This is a genomic window from Allobosea sp. CCNWLY174 (genome assembly GCF_037120455.1).
GTDB lineage: Bacteria > Pseudomonadota > Alphaproteobacteria > Rhizobiales > Beijerinckiaceae > Allobosea > Allobosea lupini.
The window spans coordinates 15852-31645 of record NZ_JBBBBQ010000019.1; the positions used below are offsets into that span (position 1 = coordinate 15852).

General features: G+C 67.4%; 14 protein-coding genes. 5 read left to right on the forward strand and 9 right to left on the reverse strand.

Annotated features, from left to right (window positions below):
* The first annotated feature begins 5 nt into the window (after positions 1–5).
* The 4 genes from ehuD to V7S63_RS28390 all read left to right on the forward strand — a co-directional run bounded on the left by ehuD (position 6) and on the right by V7S63_RS28390 (position 4530).
* A complete protein-coding gene (gene ehuD / locus V7S63_RS28375; protein WP_091837002.1) occupies positions 6–698 on the forward strand; it encodes an ectoine/hydroxyectoine ABC transporter permease subunit EhuD in 693 nt (230 codons plus the stop codon).
* On the forward strand, positions 695–1474 hold the full coding sequence (gene ehuA / locus V7S63_RS28380) for an ectoine/hydroxyectoine ABC transporter ATP-binding protein EhuA (protein WP_091837004.1): 780 nt from the start codon (positions 695–697) through the stop codon (positions 1472–1474). Before ehuD ends, ehuA begins: the two co-directional genes overlap by 4 nt.
* A 133-nt stretch (positions 1475–1607) precedes the next feature.
* On the forward strand, positions 1608–3116 hold the full coding sequence (locus V7S63_RS28385; protein WP_442896536.1) for an NAD-dependent succinate-semialdehyde dehydrogenase: 1509 nt from the start codon (positions 1608–1610) through the stop codon (positions 3114–3116).
* 31 nt (positions 3117–3147) lie between these two features.
* Positions 3148–4530: an aspartate aminotransferase family protein gene (locus V7S63_RS28390; protein ID WP_336532783.1), complete on the forward strand. Its 1383-nt coding sequence runs from the start codon at positions 3148–3150 to the stop codon at positions 4528–4530.
* Positions 4531–4617: 87 nt separating this feature from the next.
* Here the strand turns inward: V7S63_RS28390 and proX are convergent, their stop codons facing one another.
* From proX to V7S63_RS28435, 9 genes are all read right to left on the reverse strand, one after another.
* The gene (gene proX / locus V7S63_RS28395; protein WP_336532784.1) at positions 4618–5658 is read right to left on the reverse strand and encodes a glycine betaine/L-proline ABC transporter substrate-binding protein ProX; all 1041 of its coding nucleotides are present in this window, start codon (positions 5656–5658) and stop codon (positions 4618–4620) included.
* A gap of 83 nt (positions 5659–5741) precedes the next feature.
* Positions 5742–6689, reverse strand: coding sequence for an ABC transporter permease (locus tag V7S63_RS28400; protein WP_091837012.1), 948 nt, complete (start codon positions 6687–6689; stop codon positions 5742–5744).
* Positions 6686–7855: a quaternary amine ABC transporter ATP-binding protein gene (locus tag V7S63_RS28405; protein WP_336532785.1), complete on the reverse strand. Its 1170-nt coding sequence runs from the start codon at positions 7853–7855 to the stop codon at positions 6686–6688. Before V7S63_RS28405 ends, V7S63_RS28400 begins: the two co-directional genes overlap by 4 nt.
* Before the next feature lie 62 nt (positions 7856–7917).
* Positions 7918–8232 (reverse strand): NIPSNAP family protein, encoded by a 315-nt coding sequence (locus V7S63_RS28410; protein WP_336532786.1) that lies wholly within the window; start codon positions 8230–8232, stop codon positions 7918–7920.
* A complete protein-coding gene (locus V7S63_RS28415) occupies positions 8229–9059 on the reverse strand; it encodes an alpha/beta fold hydrolase (RefSeq protein WP_336532787.1) in 831 nt (276 codons plus the stop codon). The genes V7S63_RS28410 and V7S63_RS28415 overlap by 4 nt, the downstream gene beginning before the upstream one ends.
* 5 nt (positions 9060–9064) lie before the next feature.
* Positions 9065–10150, reverse strand: a complete 1086-nt coding sequence (locus tag V7S63_RS28420) for an LLM class flavin-dependent oxidoreductase (RefSeq protein ID WP_336532788.1) — start codon at positions 10148–10150, stop codon at positions 9065–9067.
* Between the two features lie 31 nt (positions 10151–10181).
* Complete coding sequence (locus V7S63_RS28425) at positions 10182–11693, reverse strand: aldehyde dehydrogenase (protein WP_336532789.1); 1512 nt, start codon at positions 11691–11693, stop codon at positions 10182–10184.
* Complete coding sequence (locus V7S63_RS28430; protein WP_100962187.1) at positions 11690–12691, reverse strand: flavin reductase; 1002 nt, start codon at positions 12689–12691, stop codon at positions 11690–11692. The genes V7S63_RS28425 and V7S63_RS28430 overlap by 4 nt, the downstream gene beginning before the upstream one ends.
* A gap of 108 nt (positions 12692–12799) precedes the next feature.
* A complete protein-coding gene (locus tag V7S63_RS28435; RefSeq protein ID WP_336532790.1) occupies positions 12800–14605 on the reverse strand; it encodes a helix-turn-helix domain-containing protein in 1806 nt (601 codons plus the stop codon).
* A 136-nt stretch (positions 14606–14741) separates the two neighbouring features.
* Here V7S63_RS28435 and V7S63_RS28440 point away from each other — a divergent pair, with 136 nt between their 5' ends.
* Entirely contained in the window at positions 14742–15347 is a 606-nt protein-coding gene (locus tag V7S63_RS28440) for an amino acid synthesis family protein (protein ID WP_336532791.1), read from the forward strand.
* The last annotated feature ends 447 nt before the right edge of the window (positions 15348–15794 follow it).

The window sequence follows — 15794 nt, forward strand, 5'->3', positions numbered from 1 at the left end:
CGCGCATGATGTACGGCTTCGAATGGGATACGACGACGCCGCTGACCTACGCATCCTCGATCCTGCCGATCATTCTGATCGGCCTCTCCGTGACCTTGCAGGCGGCCGCCGCGGGCTTTGCGATCGCGCTGGTGCTCGGCCTGGTCTTCGCGCTGCTGCGGCGCAGCCGCATCACGGCCGTATCCTGGACGACGGCCATCGTCGTCGAGTTCCTGCGCGACACGCCGCTGCTGGTGCAGCTCTTCTTCCTCTATTACGTGTTGCCCGACTACGGCATTACGCTGCCGGCCTTCCTCACCGGGGCGCTTGCGCTCGGGCTGCAATATTCGGCCTACACCTCCGAAGTCTATCGCGGCGGCATCGAGGCCGTGCCGCGCGGGCAATGGGAGGCGGCGACCGCACTGAACCTCTCCCGCCTGCAGACCTATCGCGACATCGTCGTGCCGCAGATCGTGCCGCGCATCCTGCCGGCGATGGGCAATTACCTCGTCGCCATGATCAAGGAGACGCCGGTGCTCTCCGTCGTCACCGTCCTCGAGATGATGGGCCTCGCCAACATGATCGGCGAGCGTACCTTCGAATATCTCGTGCCGCTGACGCTGGTCGGCCTGATCTTCCTTCTCCTCACGCTGATCTGCTCGGCCGGCCTGCACCGGCTGCAGAAGGCGCTGCCGAAAGCAGGGATCCCGCTGCGATGACCGAGACCACTCAGGCGCCCATCATCGAGTTCGCCGGCGTGACCAAACGCTTCGGCGCGCTGACCGTGCTCGACGACTTCAACTTCAGCGTCGCGCGCGGCGAGAAGGTCACGCTGATCGGCCCGTCGGGCTCGGGCAAGTCGACGGTGCTGCGCATCCTGATGACACTGGAGCCCTTCCAGGAAGGCCGCCTGACTCTCGCCGGCATTCCCTATCACGAGCCGAATGCCGGCGGCCCGTTCAAGGCCTCGGACGGGCATCTGCGCCAGATCCGCAGCCATGTCGGCATGGTCTTCCAGAGCTTCAACCTGTTCCCGCACATGACCGTTCTGCGCAATGTCGTCGAGGCGCCGGTGCGGGTGCTCGGCCTGCCCCGCGGCGAGGCCGAATGCCGGGCCGTCGACCTGCTCGCCATGGTCGGGCTCGCCGACAAGAAGGACCATTTTCCCGCCCAGCTCTCCGGCGGCCAGCAGCAGCGCGTCGCCATCGCCCGCGCCCTTGCCATGCGTCCCCGCGTGCTGCTCTTCGACGAGCCGACCTCGGCGCTCGATCCGCAGCTCGTCGGCGAAGTGCTCTCCGTCATCCGGGGCCTCGCCAGCGAGCATGATCTCACCATGCTGCTCGTCACCCACGAGATGCGTTTCGCCCGCGAGGTCTCCGACCGGGTCTGCTTCTTCGACAAGGGCCGCATCTGCGAACAGGGCGAGCCGGAGCGCATCTTCAGCGCACCGGAGCAGCCGCGCACCCGCGAATTCCTGGCCTCCGTGCTGGGCTGAGTGCGCACCGAAATTCTATCGGCGCCACCCCGAATTTCCGAGACTGCCTCGGCACAGAGCCGGCACTTCGAAGACAGTCTCGCCGGCCTTCCGCCTAGCCTCGTTCAACCGAGGGAGGATGGTCATGAGCACGATGACGAGCATGGCAAAACGGGAAGCGACGATCGCCAAGCCGGCCGAGCATCCTGGCCTGTCGCGCCTCGCCGACCGCCGCTTGCTGCGGCAGCTGGCCTATATCGGTGGGCGCTGGACCGCCGCGCCAGACGGCGAGACCTTACCGGTGACCGATCCCGCGACCGGCGCCCTCGTCGCGCAGGTCGCAGCGCTGGGGGCCAGCGAAGCGACGCAGGCGATCGACGCGGCTCATGCCGCCTTCCCGGCCTGGAAAGGGCTGCTGCCGCAGGAGCGCGCCGTGCTGCTGCGACGCTGGCATGCGGCGATGCTGGCAGCGGCCGACGATCTCGCGCTGCTGATGACGCTCGAACAGGGCAAGCCGCTGGCGGAATCGCGCGGCGAGATCGCCTATGCCGCCGACTTCATCGCCTACTACGCCGAAGAGGCGATGCGGGTGAACGCCGAAGGCGTTACCAGCCACCTCCGGGGTGCGCAGATGTCGCTGTCGCGCGAGCCGGTCGGCGTCGCCGCCCTGCTGACGCCCTGGAACTTCCCCTCCGCCATGCTGACGCGCAAGGCTGCCGCCGCGCTCGCCGCCGGCTGCACCGTCGTCGCCCACCCGTCCTCGCATACGCCGCTCTCGGCGCTGGCGCTGGCCGAGCTCGCCGACCGCGCCGGCCTGGCGGCTGGCGTCTTCAACGTGGTCACCGGCGACGCCGCGCCGATCGCCGAGACCTATTGCGCCGATACGAGGGTGCGCGCCGTCAGCTTCACCGGCTCGACCGAGATCGGCCGCATCGTCGCCCGTAATGCGGCCGCGACCGTCAAGCGCATGGTGATGGAACTCGGCGGCCATGCCCCGCTGATCCTCTTCGACGATGCCGATCTCGACCGCGCCGTGGCGATCGCGATCGACGCCAAATTCGCGACCTCCGGCCAGGACTGCCTTGCCGCCAACCGAATCTATGTCCAGCGCGGCCTCTACGAACGTTTCTCCATCGCCTTCGCCGAGAGGACAGCAGCGCTGCGGGTCGGCGCCGGGCTTGAGGACGGCGTCGAGATCGGGCCGCTGATGCATGCCGCCGCCAAGCGCAAGGCCGAAGCCCAGATCGCCGATGCGCTGGCACGCGGCGCGAAACGACTGACGCCGGAGCGCGCCCTGCCCGGGCCGCTTTTCCTGGCGCCGACCGTGCTCGCCGACGTGCCGGACCAGGCGCTGATCATGCGCGAGGAGACCTTCGCCCCGGTCGCCGCCATCGCCCCCTTCGACAGCGAGGACGAGGTCGTCGCCCGTGCCAACGACAGCGAATACGGCCTCGTCGCCTATGTCGTGACCCGCGACGGCCCCCGAGCCGCGCGCCTCGCCAAGGCGCTCGACTACGGCATGGTCGCGGTCAATCGCGTCAAGATCACCGGCGCGCCGATACCCTTCGGCGGCATGAAGCAATCCGGCGTCGGCCGCGAGGGCTCGCGCCACGGCCTCGAGGCCTTCACCGACCTCAAATATGTCTGCCTCGACCTGAACTGAGGCTCCCTCCCCCTTCATCAGGATGATTGCGATGCTCGACCACCCCGCCCGCACCGACAACGAACTGGACGCCTGGGACCGCGACCACTTCTTCCACCCTTCGACGCATATGGGCCAGCATGCCCGCGGCGAGACGTCCAATCGCATCATCGCCGGTGGCGAGGGTGTCTACATCGTCGATCGCGACGGCAAGCGCAGCCTCGACGCCTTCGCCGGGCTCTATTGCGTCAATGTCGGCTATGGCCGCAAATCGATCACGGACGCGATCGCCGAGCAGGCGGCCAGGCTGCCCTATTACCACGCCTATGTCGGCCATGGCTCTGAGCCGTCGATCAGGCTCGCCAAGATGGTGGTGGAGCGGGCGCCGAAGGGCATGAGCCGGGTCTTCTTCGGGCTCTCCGGCTCCGACGCCAACGAGACCAATCTCAAGCTGGTCTGGTACTACAACAACGTCCTGAAGCGGCCGGAGAAGAAGAAGATCATCTCGCGCTGGCGCGGCTATCACGGCTCGGGCGTGATGACCGGCAGCCTCACAGGCCTCGCCGCCTTCCACAATCTGTTCGACCTGCCCAAGGCGCCGGTCCTGCATACCGAGGCGCCCTATTACTACCGCCGCGAGGATCGCAGCCTCAGCGAAGAGCAGTTCTCGCAGCACTGCGCCGACAAGCTCGAGGAGCTGATCCAGGCCGAGGGCCCGGACACAATCGCCGCCTTCATCGGCGAGCCGGTGCTCGGCACCGGCGGCATCGTGCCGCCGCCGGCCGGCTACTGGGCGAAGATCCAGGCAGTGCTCAGGAAGCACGACATCCTGCTGATCGCCGACGAGGTCGTCACCGGTTTCGGCCGCCTCGGCAGCATGTTCGGATCTGACCATTACGGCATCGAGCCCGACCTCATCACCATCGCCAAGGGCCTGACCTCGGCCTATGCGCCGCTCTCCGGCGTCATCGTCTCGGAAAAGCTCTGGCGCGTGCTGGAGCAGGGCTCGGACGAATACGGCCCGATCGGCCATGGCTGGACCTATTCCTCGCATCCGCTCTGCGCGGCCGCCGGCGTCGCCAATCTCGAACTCGTCGACGAGCTCGATCTCGTGCGCAATGCCGGCGAGGTCGGCGCCTATTTCAATGCGGCGCTGAGGGAGGCCGTCGGCAGCCATCGCCATGTCGGCGAGGTCCGCGGCGAGGGCCTGCTGGCAGCTGTCGAATTCGTCCGCGACAGGGATGACCGCGTATTCTTCGACGCCTCGCAGAAGGTCGGCCCGCGCATCGCCGCGGCATTGCTCGAACAGGGCGTCATCGCCCGCGCCATGCCGCAGGGCGACATCCTCGGCTTCGCACCGCCGCTGTGCCTGACGAAACAGGAAGCCGATCTGGTGGTCGACGCGACGCGGCGCGCCGTGGAGGCAGCGCTTTGACGAAAAGAGCCGGCCAAGCGGCCGGCTCTCGCTCATGATCTAGGGAAAGCCGGCCTGCCACGGGCCGGCTTTCTTTCACGAATGGACTCAGACAGCGTCCCGGCCGATCTTCACCCAGCTGTCGAAGGTCGCCTTGTTCTGGCTGATCCACTCATCGGCCATGCGGTTGACGTTGGCGCTGCTCGCGCCGTTCTTGTTGATGCTGAACTCCCAGCCCGACCAGGTCGGCAGCGGGAATTTCATTTGCTCGATCAGCACCTTGACGGCGGGGTTGGCGGCGATGAACTGCTTGTTGGCGACAGACGCCCAGTTCCACGACGCCATCGCCATGCGGCAGGGGTCGGCGCCGCCGGCGCAGCCCTTGACGCCGGGCACGAGGGCCGAGCCGCGATTGGGCACGTTCGGCGGCAGCGCATCCTCGGGCGTCGGCAGCCAGACGACCTCCTCGCCCGGGATCAGCGCATTGTTCACCCAGGACGGGCTCCAGGCGTAGAAGAAGGCCGGCTCGCCGCGCTTCACCCGCGCCACCGCCTCGACCATTAGCGTCTCGTACTTGCCGCGCACCGAGCGCACCGTGTCTTTCAGGCCGAACTTGTCGAGCTGGAAATCGACGACGTCGCCGCAGCTCCAGCCGGGATCGCAATTGATCAGATCGGCGCGCCCGTCCTTGCCGAACAGCGCGGCGAGCTTGGGGTCCTTCATCTGGGCGAGGCTGGTGATGTTGTGTGCCGTCGCCGTCTTCTTGTCGATCAGGTAGCCGTTGACGCCGCCGCCGACGATCATGCCGCCGCCGATCAGCTCGGCCTGCTTCTCGACGGCGCGGAAGGCCGGCTCGCGCTGGGGCATGTTGACGTCGGTCGCAAGATCGAGATCGCCCTGCGCCGCGGCCTGGAAGAACAGGGTGGTGTTCAGCGTCGAGATCTTCACGTCGTAGCCGAGTTCCTTCAGCGCCCGGCTGACGATCTGAGCAGTGACGTAGTTGGCACCGAGGCTGTCGCTCTGGGCGTAGCGCACGGTCTTGCCCTTGCCCGGCAGGGCCTGGGCCAAGGCCGCGCCTTGCAGGGTGGCGGCGGCGAGCGCGGCCGCGGCAAATGTCTTGACGAGGGTCTTGGCTGACAGGCTGATCATCGCGTTCTCCTCTTTGATTATCGCTTTTTGTCGTCCCCACCCGCTTTGTCCGGCGGGATGTCTTGCGCCGCTGGCTGCGGCGTCTATGCGCCTTGCCGGGTGGCCTCGCCCGGCGGCAGGGCGGCGATCTCCTCGCGCCGCCCGCCGCGCAGGAAGCGCATGGCGAGCTGGAACAGCGACGGGCGCTGGCCACTCTTGGCCTCGGCGAGCTTCTGGGTGATCCGGTCCAGCATCATCGCAAGCAGGACGATGGCGATGCCGCCGACTGCGGCGCGCCCGACATCGAGCCGCCCCAGCCCCTGAAGAACGACGAGGCCGAGCCCCTCGGCGCCGATCATCGCGACCACGACCGACATCACCATCGCGGTCAGCACCGTCTGGTTGAGGCCACCGAGGATGGTCGGGATCGCGAGCGGCAGCTGGATTTCCCAGAGCAGCTGGCGCCGGTCGGCACCGAAGGCGAGGCCGGCCTCGACGATCTCGTGCTCGACCATGCGGATGCCGAGATTGGTGAAGCGGATCAGGGGCGGCGCGGCCGCCGTGACGACCGCGACCTCGCCGGGCACCGTGCCGACGCCGAACAGCATCACCACCGGCACGAGATAAACGAAGGTTGGCGTCGTCTGCATGATGTCGAGGATCGGGCGGACGACGTTCCAGACCCGGTCGCTGCGCGCGCAGAGAATGCCGATCGGAATCCCGATCACGGCGCAGAAGACGATCGCCGTCGCGATCAGCGACAGCGTCGTCATCGCCTCGGCCCAGACGCCGAGCATGGCGATCACGACCAGTGACACGACGCTGAAGATCGCGACGCCCACGCCGGCGCTGCGCCAGGCGATGAGGCCGATCAGCAGCAGCATCGCCGGGAACGGGATGGCGTGCAGCACCCAGTCGTTGAAGCCGAGCAGGCTCTCGACCGGCCATTTGATCGCCTGGAATAGCGGACGCAGGTTGAGCGCGAGCCAGCGCACCCCGTCCTGGATCCACTGGTCGACCGGAAAGATCGCGAGATCGTCGGCCTTGATCATGGTTCGCGCTCCTGAACCGGCAGGTTGGCGATACGGGCGAGAATCTGCTCGGCGCCGAGCAGGCCGACGAGGCGGCCGGCCTCGTCGATCACGCCGACACTCCGGTCGGCGCGGTAGCAGCGCGCGACATCGATGAGCTTGGTTGCCTCCGGGACACAGATCGGAGCGGCCTGTTCGGCTGGCAGCGTCCCGGTTTCCTGCAGGCGGGCGATCTCGGCGCCGTCAAGCCCGGCGACGACCTGCTCCTCTTGGTCGAGCAGGAAGCCGCCTTCCGGTCCGCCGACGACAATGCCGGCCGACCCGCGCCAGAGCACCGCCGGCGCCTTCATCACCGAACGCGCATCGAACAGGCGCGCGCGATCGACCTCGCGGGTGAAGGCCGCGACATAGTCGCTGCCCGGCTCGAGCACGATCGATTGCGGCGTGCCCTCGCGTACCAGCCGGCCCTCCGACATGATCGCGATGCGGGTGCCGAGCTTCAGCGCCTCCTGGAAATCATGGGTGATGAATAGGATGGTCTTGTTGAGCGTGCGCTGCAGGCGCAACAGCTCGTCCTGCATCTCGGTGCGGATCAAGGGGTCGAGCGCGCTGAAGGCTTCGTCCATGATGAGGATGTCGGCATCGGTCGCGAGCGCCCGCGCCAGGCCGACGCGCTGGCGCATGCCGCCCGACAGCTCATGCGGCAGATGGTAGCCCCAGCGCCCGAGCCCGACGACCGACAGCACCTCCTCGGCGCGGCGGCGGCGCTCGGCCGGTGCGACGCCGCGCAGCTTCAGCCCGAACTCGACATTGTCGATCACGCGCTTGTTCGGCAGCAGGGCGAAATGCTGGAACACCATCGAGATGCGCGTGCGCCTGACCTCGCGCAATGCCTTCTCGTCGAGCGGCACAAGATCCTGCCCATCGAGCAGGATGCGGCCGGCGCTGGGCTCGTTCAGGCGGTTGATGCAGCGCGCCAGGGTGGATTTGCCGGAGCCCGACAGCCCCATCACCATGTACATCGCGCCGGATGGCACCGCGAGCGAGACGTCGTCCAGGCCGACGACATGGCCGAGCGTCTCGAAGACGCTGTCCTTCGTGCCACCCTTGCGCAGGATCTGCAGGGCAGGTCCGGGATCCTTGGCGAAAACCTTGTAGAGGTTGTCGATACGCAGCCTCTCGCTCACTGCACTCCCCTCCTGTGATCGTGCGGGGCGGCGATTGCGCCTGTCACCCGCGCATGCTGCGCTCAGCGCAGCGGCGAAAAATCCGTCGGCAGCAGAATGCGGTTCTCGGCCTGCTCGATGTTCTCGACCAGCTTGGGCAGGAAGGCCTGCCAGCGCGGATCGTCGGCGAGCTGCTGGCGCCGCACGCGACGGTCTTCGAGATCGGCATAGGCCCACATGTGAGTGACCTGGCTCAGCGCCCCGATCTCGGTGGTGAAGTAGCCGACGAGCTGCCCGAGAATAGGCTGCTGGATGGCAAGGCCCTCCTCGCGCACGAGCTGGAGATAGCAGTTCATCCGTCCGTTGCGGATTCGGTAAATGCGCTCCTCGACGATCACGCCATATCCTCCGTGAGAAACTCGTCCATCAGCGCCGCGACGCGGTCGGGCGCCTCGTTGAGTAGGGAATGGCGCAGCCCCGGCAGGATATGCAGGCGCGAGCCGGCGATGCGCTCATGCATGAAGCGTGACATGCGCGGGTTCGAGCCCTGGTCGTGTTCGCCGGTGGCGATCAGCGTCGGAAGGCGGATCTGATCGATCAGCCCGCCGAAATCGGTTTCCGCCAGGACGCGATAGGCGGCGGCATAGCAATCCGGATCGTTCTCGGCGTTGCGCCGCCGCAGTTCCGCGATCAGCTCGGGATTGCGTTCCTGGAATTCCTCGGTCAGCCAGCGCGACAGCGAGGCATCGTAATGCGAGCCGCGATCACCGGCCTTGAGGGCCGCGAGCCTGGCGAGCACGCGCTCGCGCTCCTCTGGCGTCCGGCCGGATACGGTCGATAGAAGGACGAGCCGCCGCAGCCGCTCGGGATGGGTCAGGGCGAGGCGCTGTGCGATCAGCCCACCGAGAGAGAATCCAGCAAGGTCGAAGCTGGCGAAGCCGACATGATCGGCGAGGCCGAGCACGTCCCCGGTGAAATCGTCGATCTCGTAGCGCCCCCTGACACGCTCCGAATGGCCATGGCCGCGCAGATCGAAGCTCAGCATCCGGAAGCGATCGGAGAGCCGCGCGATCACCCCGTCCCAGGCCTCCTGATAGGAGCCGACGCCGTGGATCAGGACCAGGGGCCGCGACCCCTGCCCGCTGACCCGGTAATTCAGCGCGACACCATCGCGCATGAAGGTCCCGGCGATATCCGGCTCGGTCACCGCGGCGAGACCAGCCATGCCCGTCACGCTCCGGCGGCGGCGAAGCGAGGCTTCGCCGCGTCGCGCCCGCGAGCCGCGAAATGCGGCATCACCTCGTCGATGAACAGCCTGAGCGTCTTCATCTGCAGCTCGAAGGGCAGATTATACGACAGGCCGAGGCAGAACTGGTCGACGCCGGCGGCCTCATAGACCTCGAGCTTCGGGATGACCTCGTCGGGCGTGCCGAAGACCAGGTTGTCGCGGATGGCGCGCGGGTCGTAATTGCCGCGATTGGCGACGGTCTCGAACGGCACCGCCTGCGGAAAGCCGTTGGTCACCGTGCCGATGTTCTGCATCAGGTTCTCGAAATAGCGGCCGTAATCGACGCTGTAGCGGACGATCTGCTCCCAATCCAGCGAGCGCTCGTAGACGCAGGAGCGGCGCTGCATCATGAATTTCGGCCGCGGACGCTCGGGATGGTCGGCGCAGGCCTTGCGGAATTTCTCCGCCAGCACGCCGATCTCGGCGACCGGGGCGGAGAGCGGCGTCGAGAGGATGCTGGCGCCGATGCCGACCGCCCAGTCGAAGGTGCCGGGATCGCGCGCCGCCACCCAGATGCGTGGATGGGGGTTCTGCAGCGGCTTCGGTACGGAGGTTGCGAGCGGGAACTGCCAGTACTGGCCGTCATGCGCATAGTCGCCGGCCCAGAGCTTCTGCACCGCCGGCACGAGTTCCTTCATATAGGCGACGCCTTCCTGCTGAGGCATGCCGCCCGCCATGCGGTCGAATTCGTACTGATAGGCGCCGCGCGCGATGCCGAATTCGAGGCGCCCGCCGGTCAGGTGATCGCAGAGCGCCGCCTCGCCGGCCAGCCGGATCGGCGACCAGTAGGGCGCCACCAGCGTCGCCGTGCCGAGCCGGATGCGATCTGTGTGCTGGGCGAGCCAGGTCAGCGTCTGGAAGGGGTTGGGCGAGATCGTGCACTCGATCGTGTGATGCTCGGCCGTCCACAGCGTCTCGAAGCCGCCCTCATCCGCGACGCGGGCGAGCGCCAGCATCTGGGACATGGCGTCCTGCATCGACGCCTCTGGCGAAAAGCGCTCCATATTGATCGAGAGAGCGAACTTCATGGATGCCTCCGTGGAGCAGCGGGACAGCGCGTCAGCGCAGCCGGATGACGAACGGGTCCTGCATGGCGCCCGAGTAGTCGATGACGACGTTCTTCAGCCGCGAGAATTCGCGCATGACCTCGAAGCCGCCGCGGCGGCCGTAGCCGCTCTTCTTCGTGCCGCCATTGGCGGACATGAAGGCAGCCGAGCGGTAGGTGTTGATCCAGACCGTGCCGGCCTCGACATTGCGGGCGAAGCGCATGGCGCGGTCGATGTCGCGGGTCCAGATGCCGGAAGCGAGGCCGTATTCGGTGTCGTTGGCGAGCGCGATCATCTCGTCTTCGCTGGAGAAGGGCATGACCCCGACCACCGGCCCAAAGATCTCGTGGCGCATGAAGCTCATCTCGTTGCGCGCATCGGCCAGCACCGTCGGCTCGTAGTACCAGCCGCGCGCCAGGGCCTCGTCCCGCGGCTTGCGCCCGCCGACCGCGACCTTGGCGCCCTCACGCACGCCGGAGCCGACGAAGTGCTCGACCTTCTCGAGCTGTGCCGCCAGCGCCAGCGGCCCGATATCGGTGTCCTCGGCCATCGGATGACCGACCTTGACCCGCCGGGTGCGCTCGACCAGCGCCTCGACGAAGCGTTCGTAGACCGGTGCCTCGACGAAGCAGCGCGAGCCGGCGACGCAGGTCTGGCCCGCCGCGGCGAAGATGCCGGAGACGACGCCGTTGACGGCGCGCTCGATGTCGACATCGGAGAAGACGACGTGGGGCGACTTGCCGCCGAGCTCCATCTGGCAGGGCACGAGGTTGCCCGCGGCATTGCCGGCGATCTTGCGGCCGGTGTCGGTCGAGCCGGTGAAGACGTATTTGGCGATGCCGGGATGGCGCGTCAGCGCATCGCCCGTGGTCGCGCCGTCGCCGGTGACGACGTTGACGACACCGGCGGGGATGCCGGCCTCGATGACGAGTTCCGCCAATGCCAGCGCCGACGCCGTCGCGTGCTCGGAGGGCTTGACCACGATCGTGTTGCCGATGGCCAGGCACGGCGCCAGCGTGCCGGTCAGCATCATCAGCGGCGAGTTCCACGGGATGATCATGCCGACCACGCCGATCGGCTCGCGCAGGTTGAAGTTGAGCGTATCGAGCTTGTTGACCGGGATCGTGTCGCCCTGGAGCTTGTCGGCCATGCCGGCGAAGTAGCCGTAGGAATCCGGGATCGCCCGCATCTGGGCGCGCATTTCCTTGATCAGCTTGCCGTTGTCGCGGCATTCGAGCTCCGCCAGCTCCTCGGCATGGGCGAGCACCAGTTCGCCGAGCCGGCGCACCAGCTTGCCGCGATCGGTCTGCGTCAGCCGGCGCCAGGCCGGGTTCAGCAATGCCGCCTTCGCCGAGCGCACCGCCGCATCGACATCGCCGGCGTCGCCCTGCGCGAACTCGTACCAGGGCTCGGCCGTGGTCGGGTCGTAGCTCGGCGCATAGACGCCGCCTTGCGGCGCGACGAAGGCGCCGTCGATGAAATGCCCGATGCGCGAGCCCTGAAGTGTCTGGACCGTCGTCTTCATGCCGCGCCACCGCGCTCCCATTGTTGCGGGACCCCGTCCCAGGGCTGGGTGTCCTCGACCATCGCGAAGCGCCCGCCATCATGGGAATCGACGTAGATGCCGAAGCGCCGCCGGCTGCTTTCGCTGACATAGCGGCGCAGCATCGTGCGGGTTTCGCGGGTGAGGATCTGCTCGTATGGCAGTTCGTCGAAGCCGAAGAAGCGCACCCCGTCCGGCAGCGCCAGGCCGGCGGCGTCGCCCGCCAGCCGCGCCCGATAGACGAGATGACCGGGATCGCCGTCGGCGATGTCGAAGACCGAGTAGAGGAAGGTCGTCTCCGGCAGCAGCGGCAGCCCCTCGCCGCCGGGAACCGGCAGCCGGCCATCGACGATCCGACGCGCGGCATGGGGCAGCGCCCAGCCACCATCCTCGTTGCGGCAGAGCAGCAGCTTTCCGTCGCTCTCGACGAGGTAGTTGACGATCATGCTGCTGGAGGCGAGCCAGCCGGGCGGCAGCGGGTCCTTCACCGCCGCATAGCGCCCGCGGCAGAAGGCCAGCGGGGCGGATGGGCTCGTGCCGAAGGCCCTGACCCGGCCGATCAGGATGAGATGGTCGCCAGCCTCGACACGGTTGTGCACCGTGCAATCGAACCAGCTCATGCAATCGGCCAGCACCGGAGCGCCGGTATGGACGCTGTCATGCAGGGTGTCGGTGAACTTGTTTGACGCTTTCGAGGCGAACAGGGCAGAGACCGGCTTCTGGCCTTCATGAAGCAGGTTGACGGCGAAAGCCTGCCCTTCCGCGAAAGCCGGGTAACTGGAGGCGCCCTTGCCGACGCAGACCAAGAGCAGCGGCGGGTCGAGCGAAACCGAGGTGAAGGAATTCGCCGTCATCCCGCGCGGCCGGCCCTCGGCATCGCGGGTGGTAATCACGGTGACGCCGGTCGGGAAGGTGCCGAAGGCCCGGCGCAAGGCGACGGGATCGATCGAAACCGGCTCCTGGGGTGCTGTCGCCAGCATGGCTGGTCCTCTCCGATGGCATGCGCCACGTCGGAGTCAGGCTATGAAGGTGGCCGCCAGCGCGCTTCCTATGAAAAGATGGAAGTGACCTGGAATCTTTCCGCGCTTTCATTCGAGCCCAGGCGCGGCTCCCTCGATCAGGCCGTGCATCTTGAGCGCCAGTTCCAGAGCAAAGCGCGTATCGGGCGGCTCGGGATCGATGCCGAACAACTCCTGGATCCGCGTCAGCCGATAGCGCAGCGTGGTGACGTGCAGGCCCATGGCGTCGGCGCAGGCCTGGCTGCGGCAGCCATGGCGCAGATAGGTGGCGAGCGTCTCGAGATAGGGCGTGCCGTGCTCCCGGTCATGGGTGGCGACGCGGCCGATGCTGCCGTCGACGAAACGGCGCACCTCGGCCGCATCGGCCGCGCCGATCAGCATCGGCAACGGCCCGAAATCGAGCGCCGAGAGCACGCCGGTCCGCTTGAAGCCGCGCGCGATCCGTACCATGCGCCAGATCCGCTCCCACTCGCCGGCATAGTCGTCGAGCTCCTGGCACAGCCCGCCGATCACCACGATCGGCTCGCCCTGCAGGTCATGGCGCAGGACCTCGGTGATGCGTTTTGCAAAACGTTCTGAGGCTTCGCGCTTCGGCCCCTCCGGCTCGGGCTCGAGGCAGACGAGCCCGGCGCCGACAGCGACGATATGGCAGCCCAGGCCAAGCTGGCCGGCGAGGCGTGCGACGCTCTGATGCGCCTGCTGGGTGCGGTCGCGTTCGCTCTGGCCGGCGGCAGGCAGATCTACCACCATCATCCGCAGCGGCCGCGAGAGCGAGACGCCGAGATGGCGTGCCCGGCGCAGGATGTCGTCGGGATCGCGCCAGCGCCGCTCGACGATCTCGAAGAACAGCTCCGTCAGCGTCCGGGTCTCGAAGCGGAAGCGGATCACGCTGCGCATCATCTGCACGCTCAGGGCGAATTTCGCGCTGTCGATCGTCAGCCGCCTGAGATCGCCACCCTGCTCCTCGCCGAACAGCACCAGCGCGCCGACCTGCTCCGCCTCGACCGCGAGCGGTTCGACCGCCGCCGGCAGTCGCAGCACGCGCCCGTCATGCGAGACCGTCAGCTCGGCTCGGCCCGCCCGCTCGCGCGTCACGCTCTGCCTGAGCTGCGCGATCACCCGGTCGGCTTCACCTTCGGCGAGTAGCCTGCGCCAGGCGGCAGCGTCGAGCAAATCCGGCATGGGCGAGCCGTTGGCGACGAGCGTGTTGGCGGAGAAATCGATCACCAGCACGGCACATTGCAGGAATTCGCCAAGCCGTTCCGCCAAGGCCTCGATCGAGCCTCCGGCCAGCACCTCCTGCAGCAGGTCGCTTTGCGCGACCAGTGCGTGGCGCAAATCCTCGGCAACGCTCCGTGCGGCCCGCAGGCGATGCTCGCGCTCGACCGCGATGGTCCCGAGATGCGCGATCATCGCCATGAAGGCGAGATCTTCGGACGGCACTGGCTTCAAAGCCCGCGAGACCAGGCTGAGCACCATCGGGCGCCCTTCGGCATCGGCGCTGCCGAGCGGCAGGACGATCACCGAGCGGTAGTCGCGCTCGAACGCCTCACGCCGATAGCCAGGGAAGTCCTCGGAGGTGCGGGCATCCTCGATATAGACCGGCTCGCCCGTTCGCAGGGCGAGCAGCGCCGGGCTCGTCGCCAGCTCCCAGCGATCCTCGAGCCGCCGGCGCAGCAAGGTGGGATCGTGCCTCGCGACCACATTGGCGTGGCCATGGGTCAGATCGACCGCCATGATCGAGCCCATGGTCCAGCCGCCATGCTCGCAGGCCACCTTGACCAGGTCGAGCAGCAGCCCGTCGAGATCGGAACCGGAATTGATCCGGCTGGCGACATCGCGCAGCGAGGCGATCTGGGAAACCGGGTCGAGCATCGCGTCTGATCCTGACTGGCCATCTGCATAGGCTCGCAGCATCGTCCTGCCGGTTCTTCCTAGCAACCGGAGGAAGACAGAAGCGCGCCGGCAACTAGCTTGGCCAGCGACGACATTTCAAACGCCGGAGGCAGGCATGGATATCGGGCTGCGCAAGATCGCGACCTTCACGGAAGAGACCATGCTCGAAGGCGGTAAGACCGCGCCCCGGCCGGTCACCATGGTCGTCGTCGCCGCCGTCGTGAAGAATCCCTGGGCCGGCCAGGGCTTCGTCGAGAATCTGCGGCCGGAAATCCTGCGGATAGCCCGCCCGCTCGGCCTTGAGATGACGCGTCGGCTCGTGGCCGCGATGCCGGGAGAGCGTGTCGAGGCCTATGGCAAGGCGGCGATCGTCGGGGTTAACGGCGAGATCGAGCACGCCTCTGCCCTGATTCACACGCTGCGCTTCGGCAACGTCTTCCGCGAGGCGGTCTCGGGCACGGCCTTCCTGAGCTTCACCAACACCCGCACCGCGCCGGGCGCGCTGATCTCCCTGCCGATGATCCACAAGAGCGAGACCGGCAAGCGCTCGCACTTCATCACCGCGACCTTCCAGATCGCCGACGCACCGGGGCCAGACGAGGTCCTGGTCGCGATCGGCGCGTCCGATGGCGGCCGCATCCATCCGCGCATCGCCGACCGTTTCGAGGACATGAAAGAAATGGACAGCGAGCAGGCGGCAGGCGAAGCGGTGCCCGCATAGGCCGGGCGTGCGTCCTCCACCGCGCCAGCGACACGCTGACCGGACCCCATTTGGTCGCCTTCCGTGCCCCTATCGGCCTATCGCGGAGCCCTGTCGGCTATTCAACTGGACCACCGGAAGCCGACCCTGCCGACGTATTCAGGGGCCCAAACTGGCCACTCTGGCCACTAACAAACTGAGTTGCCGAGAGCGGACCTTCCAAGAGTCGGCTATGGGCCAAAATCGCTAGCCGTTCGCGAAATGCGCCACAACGGTACTCTGGCTCAATGCTAATTAGCGGACATTGAGCGTCGACTCCGGCGATCCAACTGGGCCGGATTTCGACTGTCGTTGCCCAGAGGACTTGCCGCCGGTGGGTAGACGAAGCCGCGGCGAACAGGATGGTTCTTGTGGTGAGCGCTGCGCGCGGCGGCGCGCCGGCCGACCGGGAAGCATTTCAGCCGTCAA

Excerpts from the sequence above, each read along its gene's own strand:
- V7S63_RS28390 (WP_336532783.1), top strand. The coding sequence starts at position 3,148 with ATGCTCGACCACCCCGCCCGCACCGACAACGAACTGGACGCCTGGGAC.
- V7S63_RS28420 (WP_336532788.1), bottom strand. The coding sequence starts at position 10,150 with ATGAAGTTCGCTCTCTCGATCAATATGGAGCGCTTTTCGCCAGAGGCG.
- V7S63_RS28425 (WP_336532789.1), bottom strand. The coding sequence starts at position 11,693 with ATGAAGACGACGGTCCAGACACTTCAGGGCTCGCGCATCGGGCATTTC.
- V7S63_RS28415 (WP_336532787.1), bottom strand. The coding sequence starts at position 9,059 with ATGGCTGGTCTCGCCGCGGTGACCGAGCCGGATATCGCCGGGACCTTC.
- V7S63_RS28385 (WP_442896536.1), top strand. The coding sequence starts at position 1,608 with ATGACGAGCATGGCAAAACGGGAAGCGACGATCGCCAAGCCGGCCGAG.
- V7S63_RS28440 (WP_336532791.1), top strand. The coding sequence starts at position 14,742 with ATGGATATCGGGCTGCGCAAGATCGCGACCTTCACGGAAGAGACCATG.
- V7S63_RS28400 (WP_091837012.1), bottom strand. The coding sequence starts at position 6,689 with ATGATCAAGGCCGACGATCTCGCGATCTTTCCGGTCGACCAGTGGATC.
- V7S63_RS28435 (WP_336532790.1), bottom strand. The coding sequence starts at position 14,605 with ATGCTCGACCCGGTTTCCCAGATCGCCTCGCTGCGCGATGTCGCCAGC.
- proX (WP_336532784.1), bottom strand. The coding sequence starts at position 5,658 with ATGATCAGCCTGTCAGCCAAGACCCTCGTCAAGACATTTGCCGCGGCC.
- V7S63_RS28430 (WP_100962187.1), bottom strand. The coding sequence starts at position 12,691 with ATGCTGGCGACAGCACCCCAGGAGCCGGTTTCGATCGATCCCGTCGCC.
- ehuD (WP_091837002.1), top strand. The coding sequence starts at position 6 with ATGATGTACGGCTTCGAATGGGATACGACGACGCCGCTGACCTACGCA.
- ehuA (WP_091837004.1), top strand. The coding sequence starts at position 695 with ATGACCGAGACCACTCAGGCGCCCATCATCGAGTTCGCCGGCGTGACC.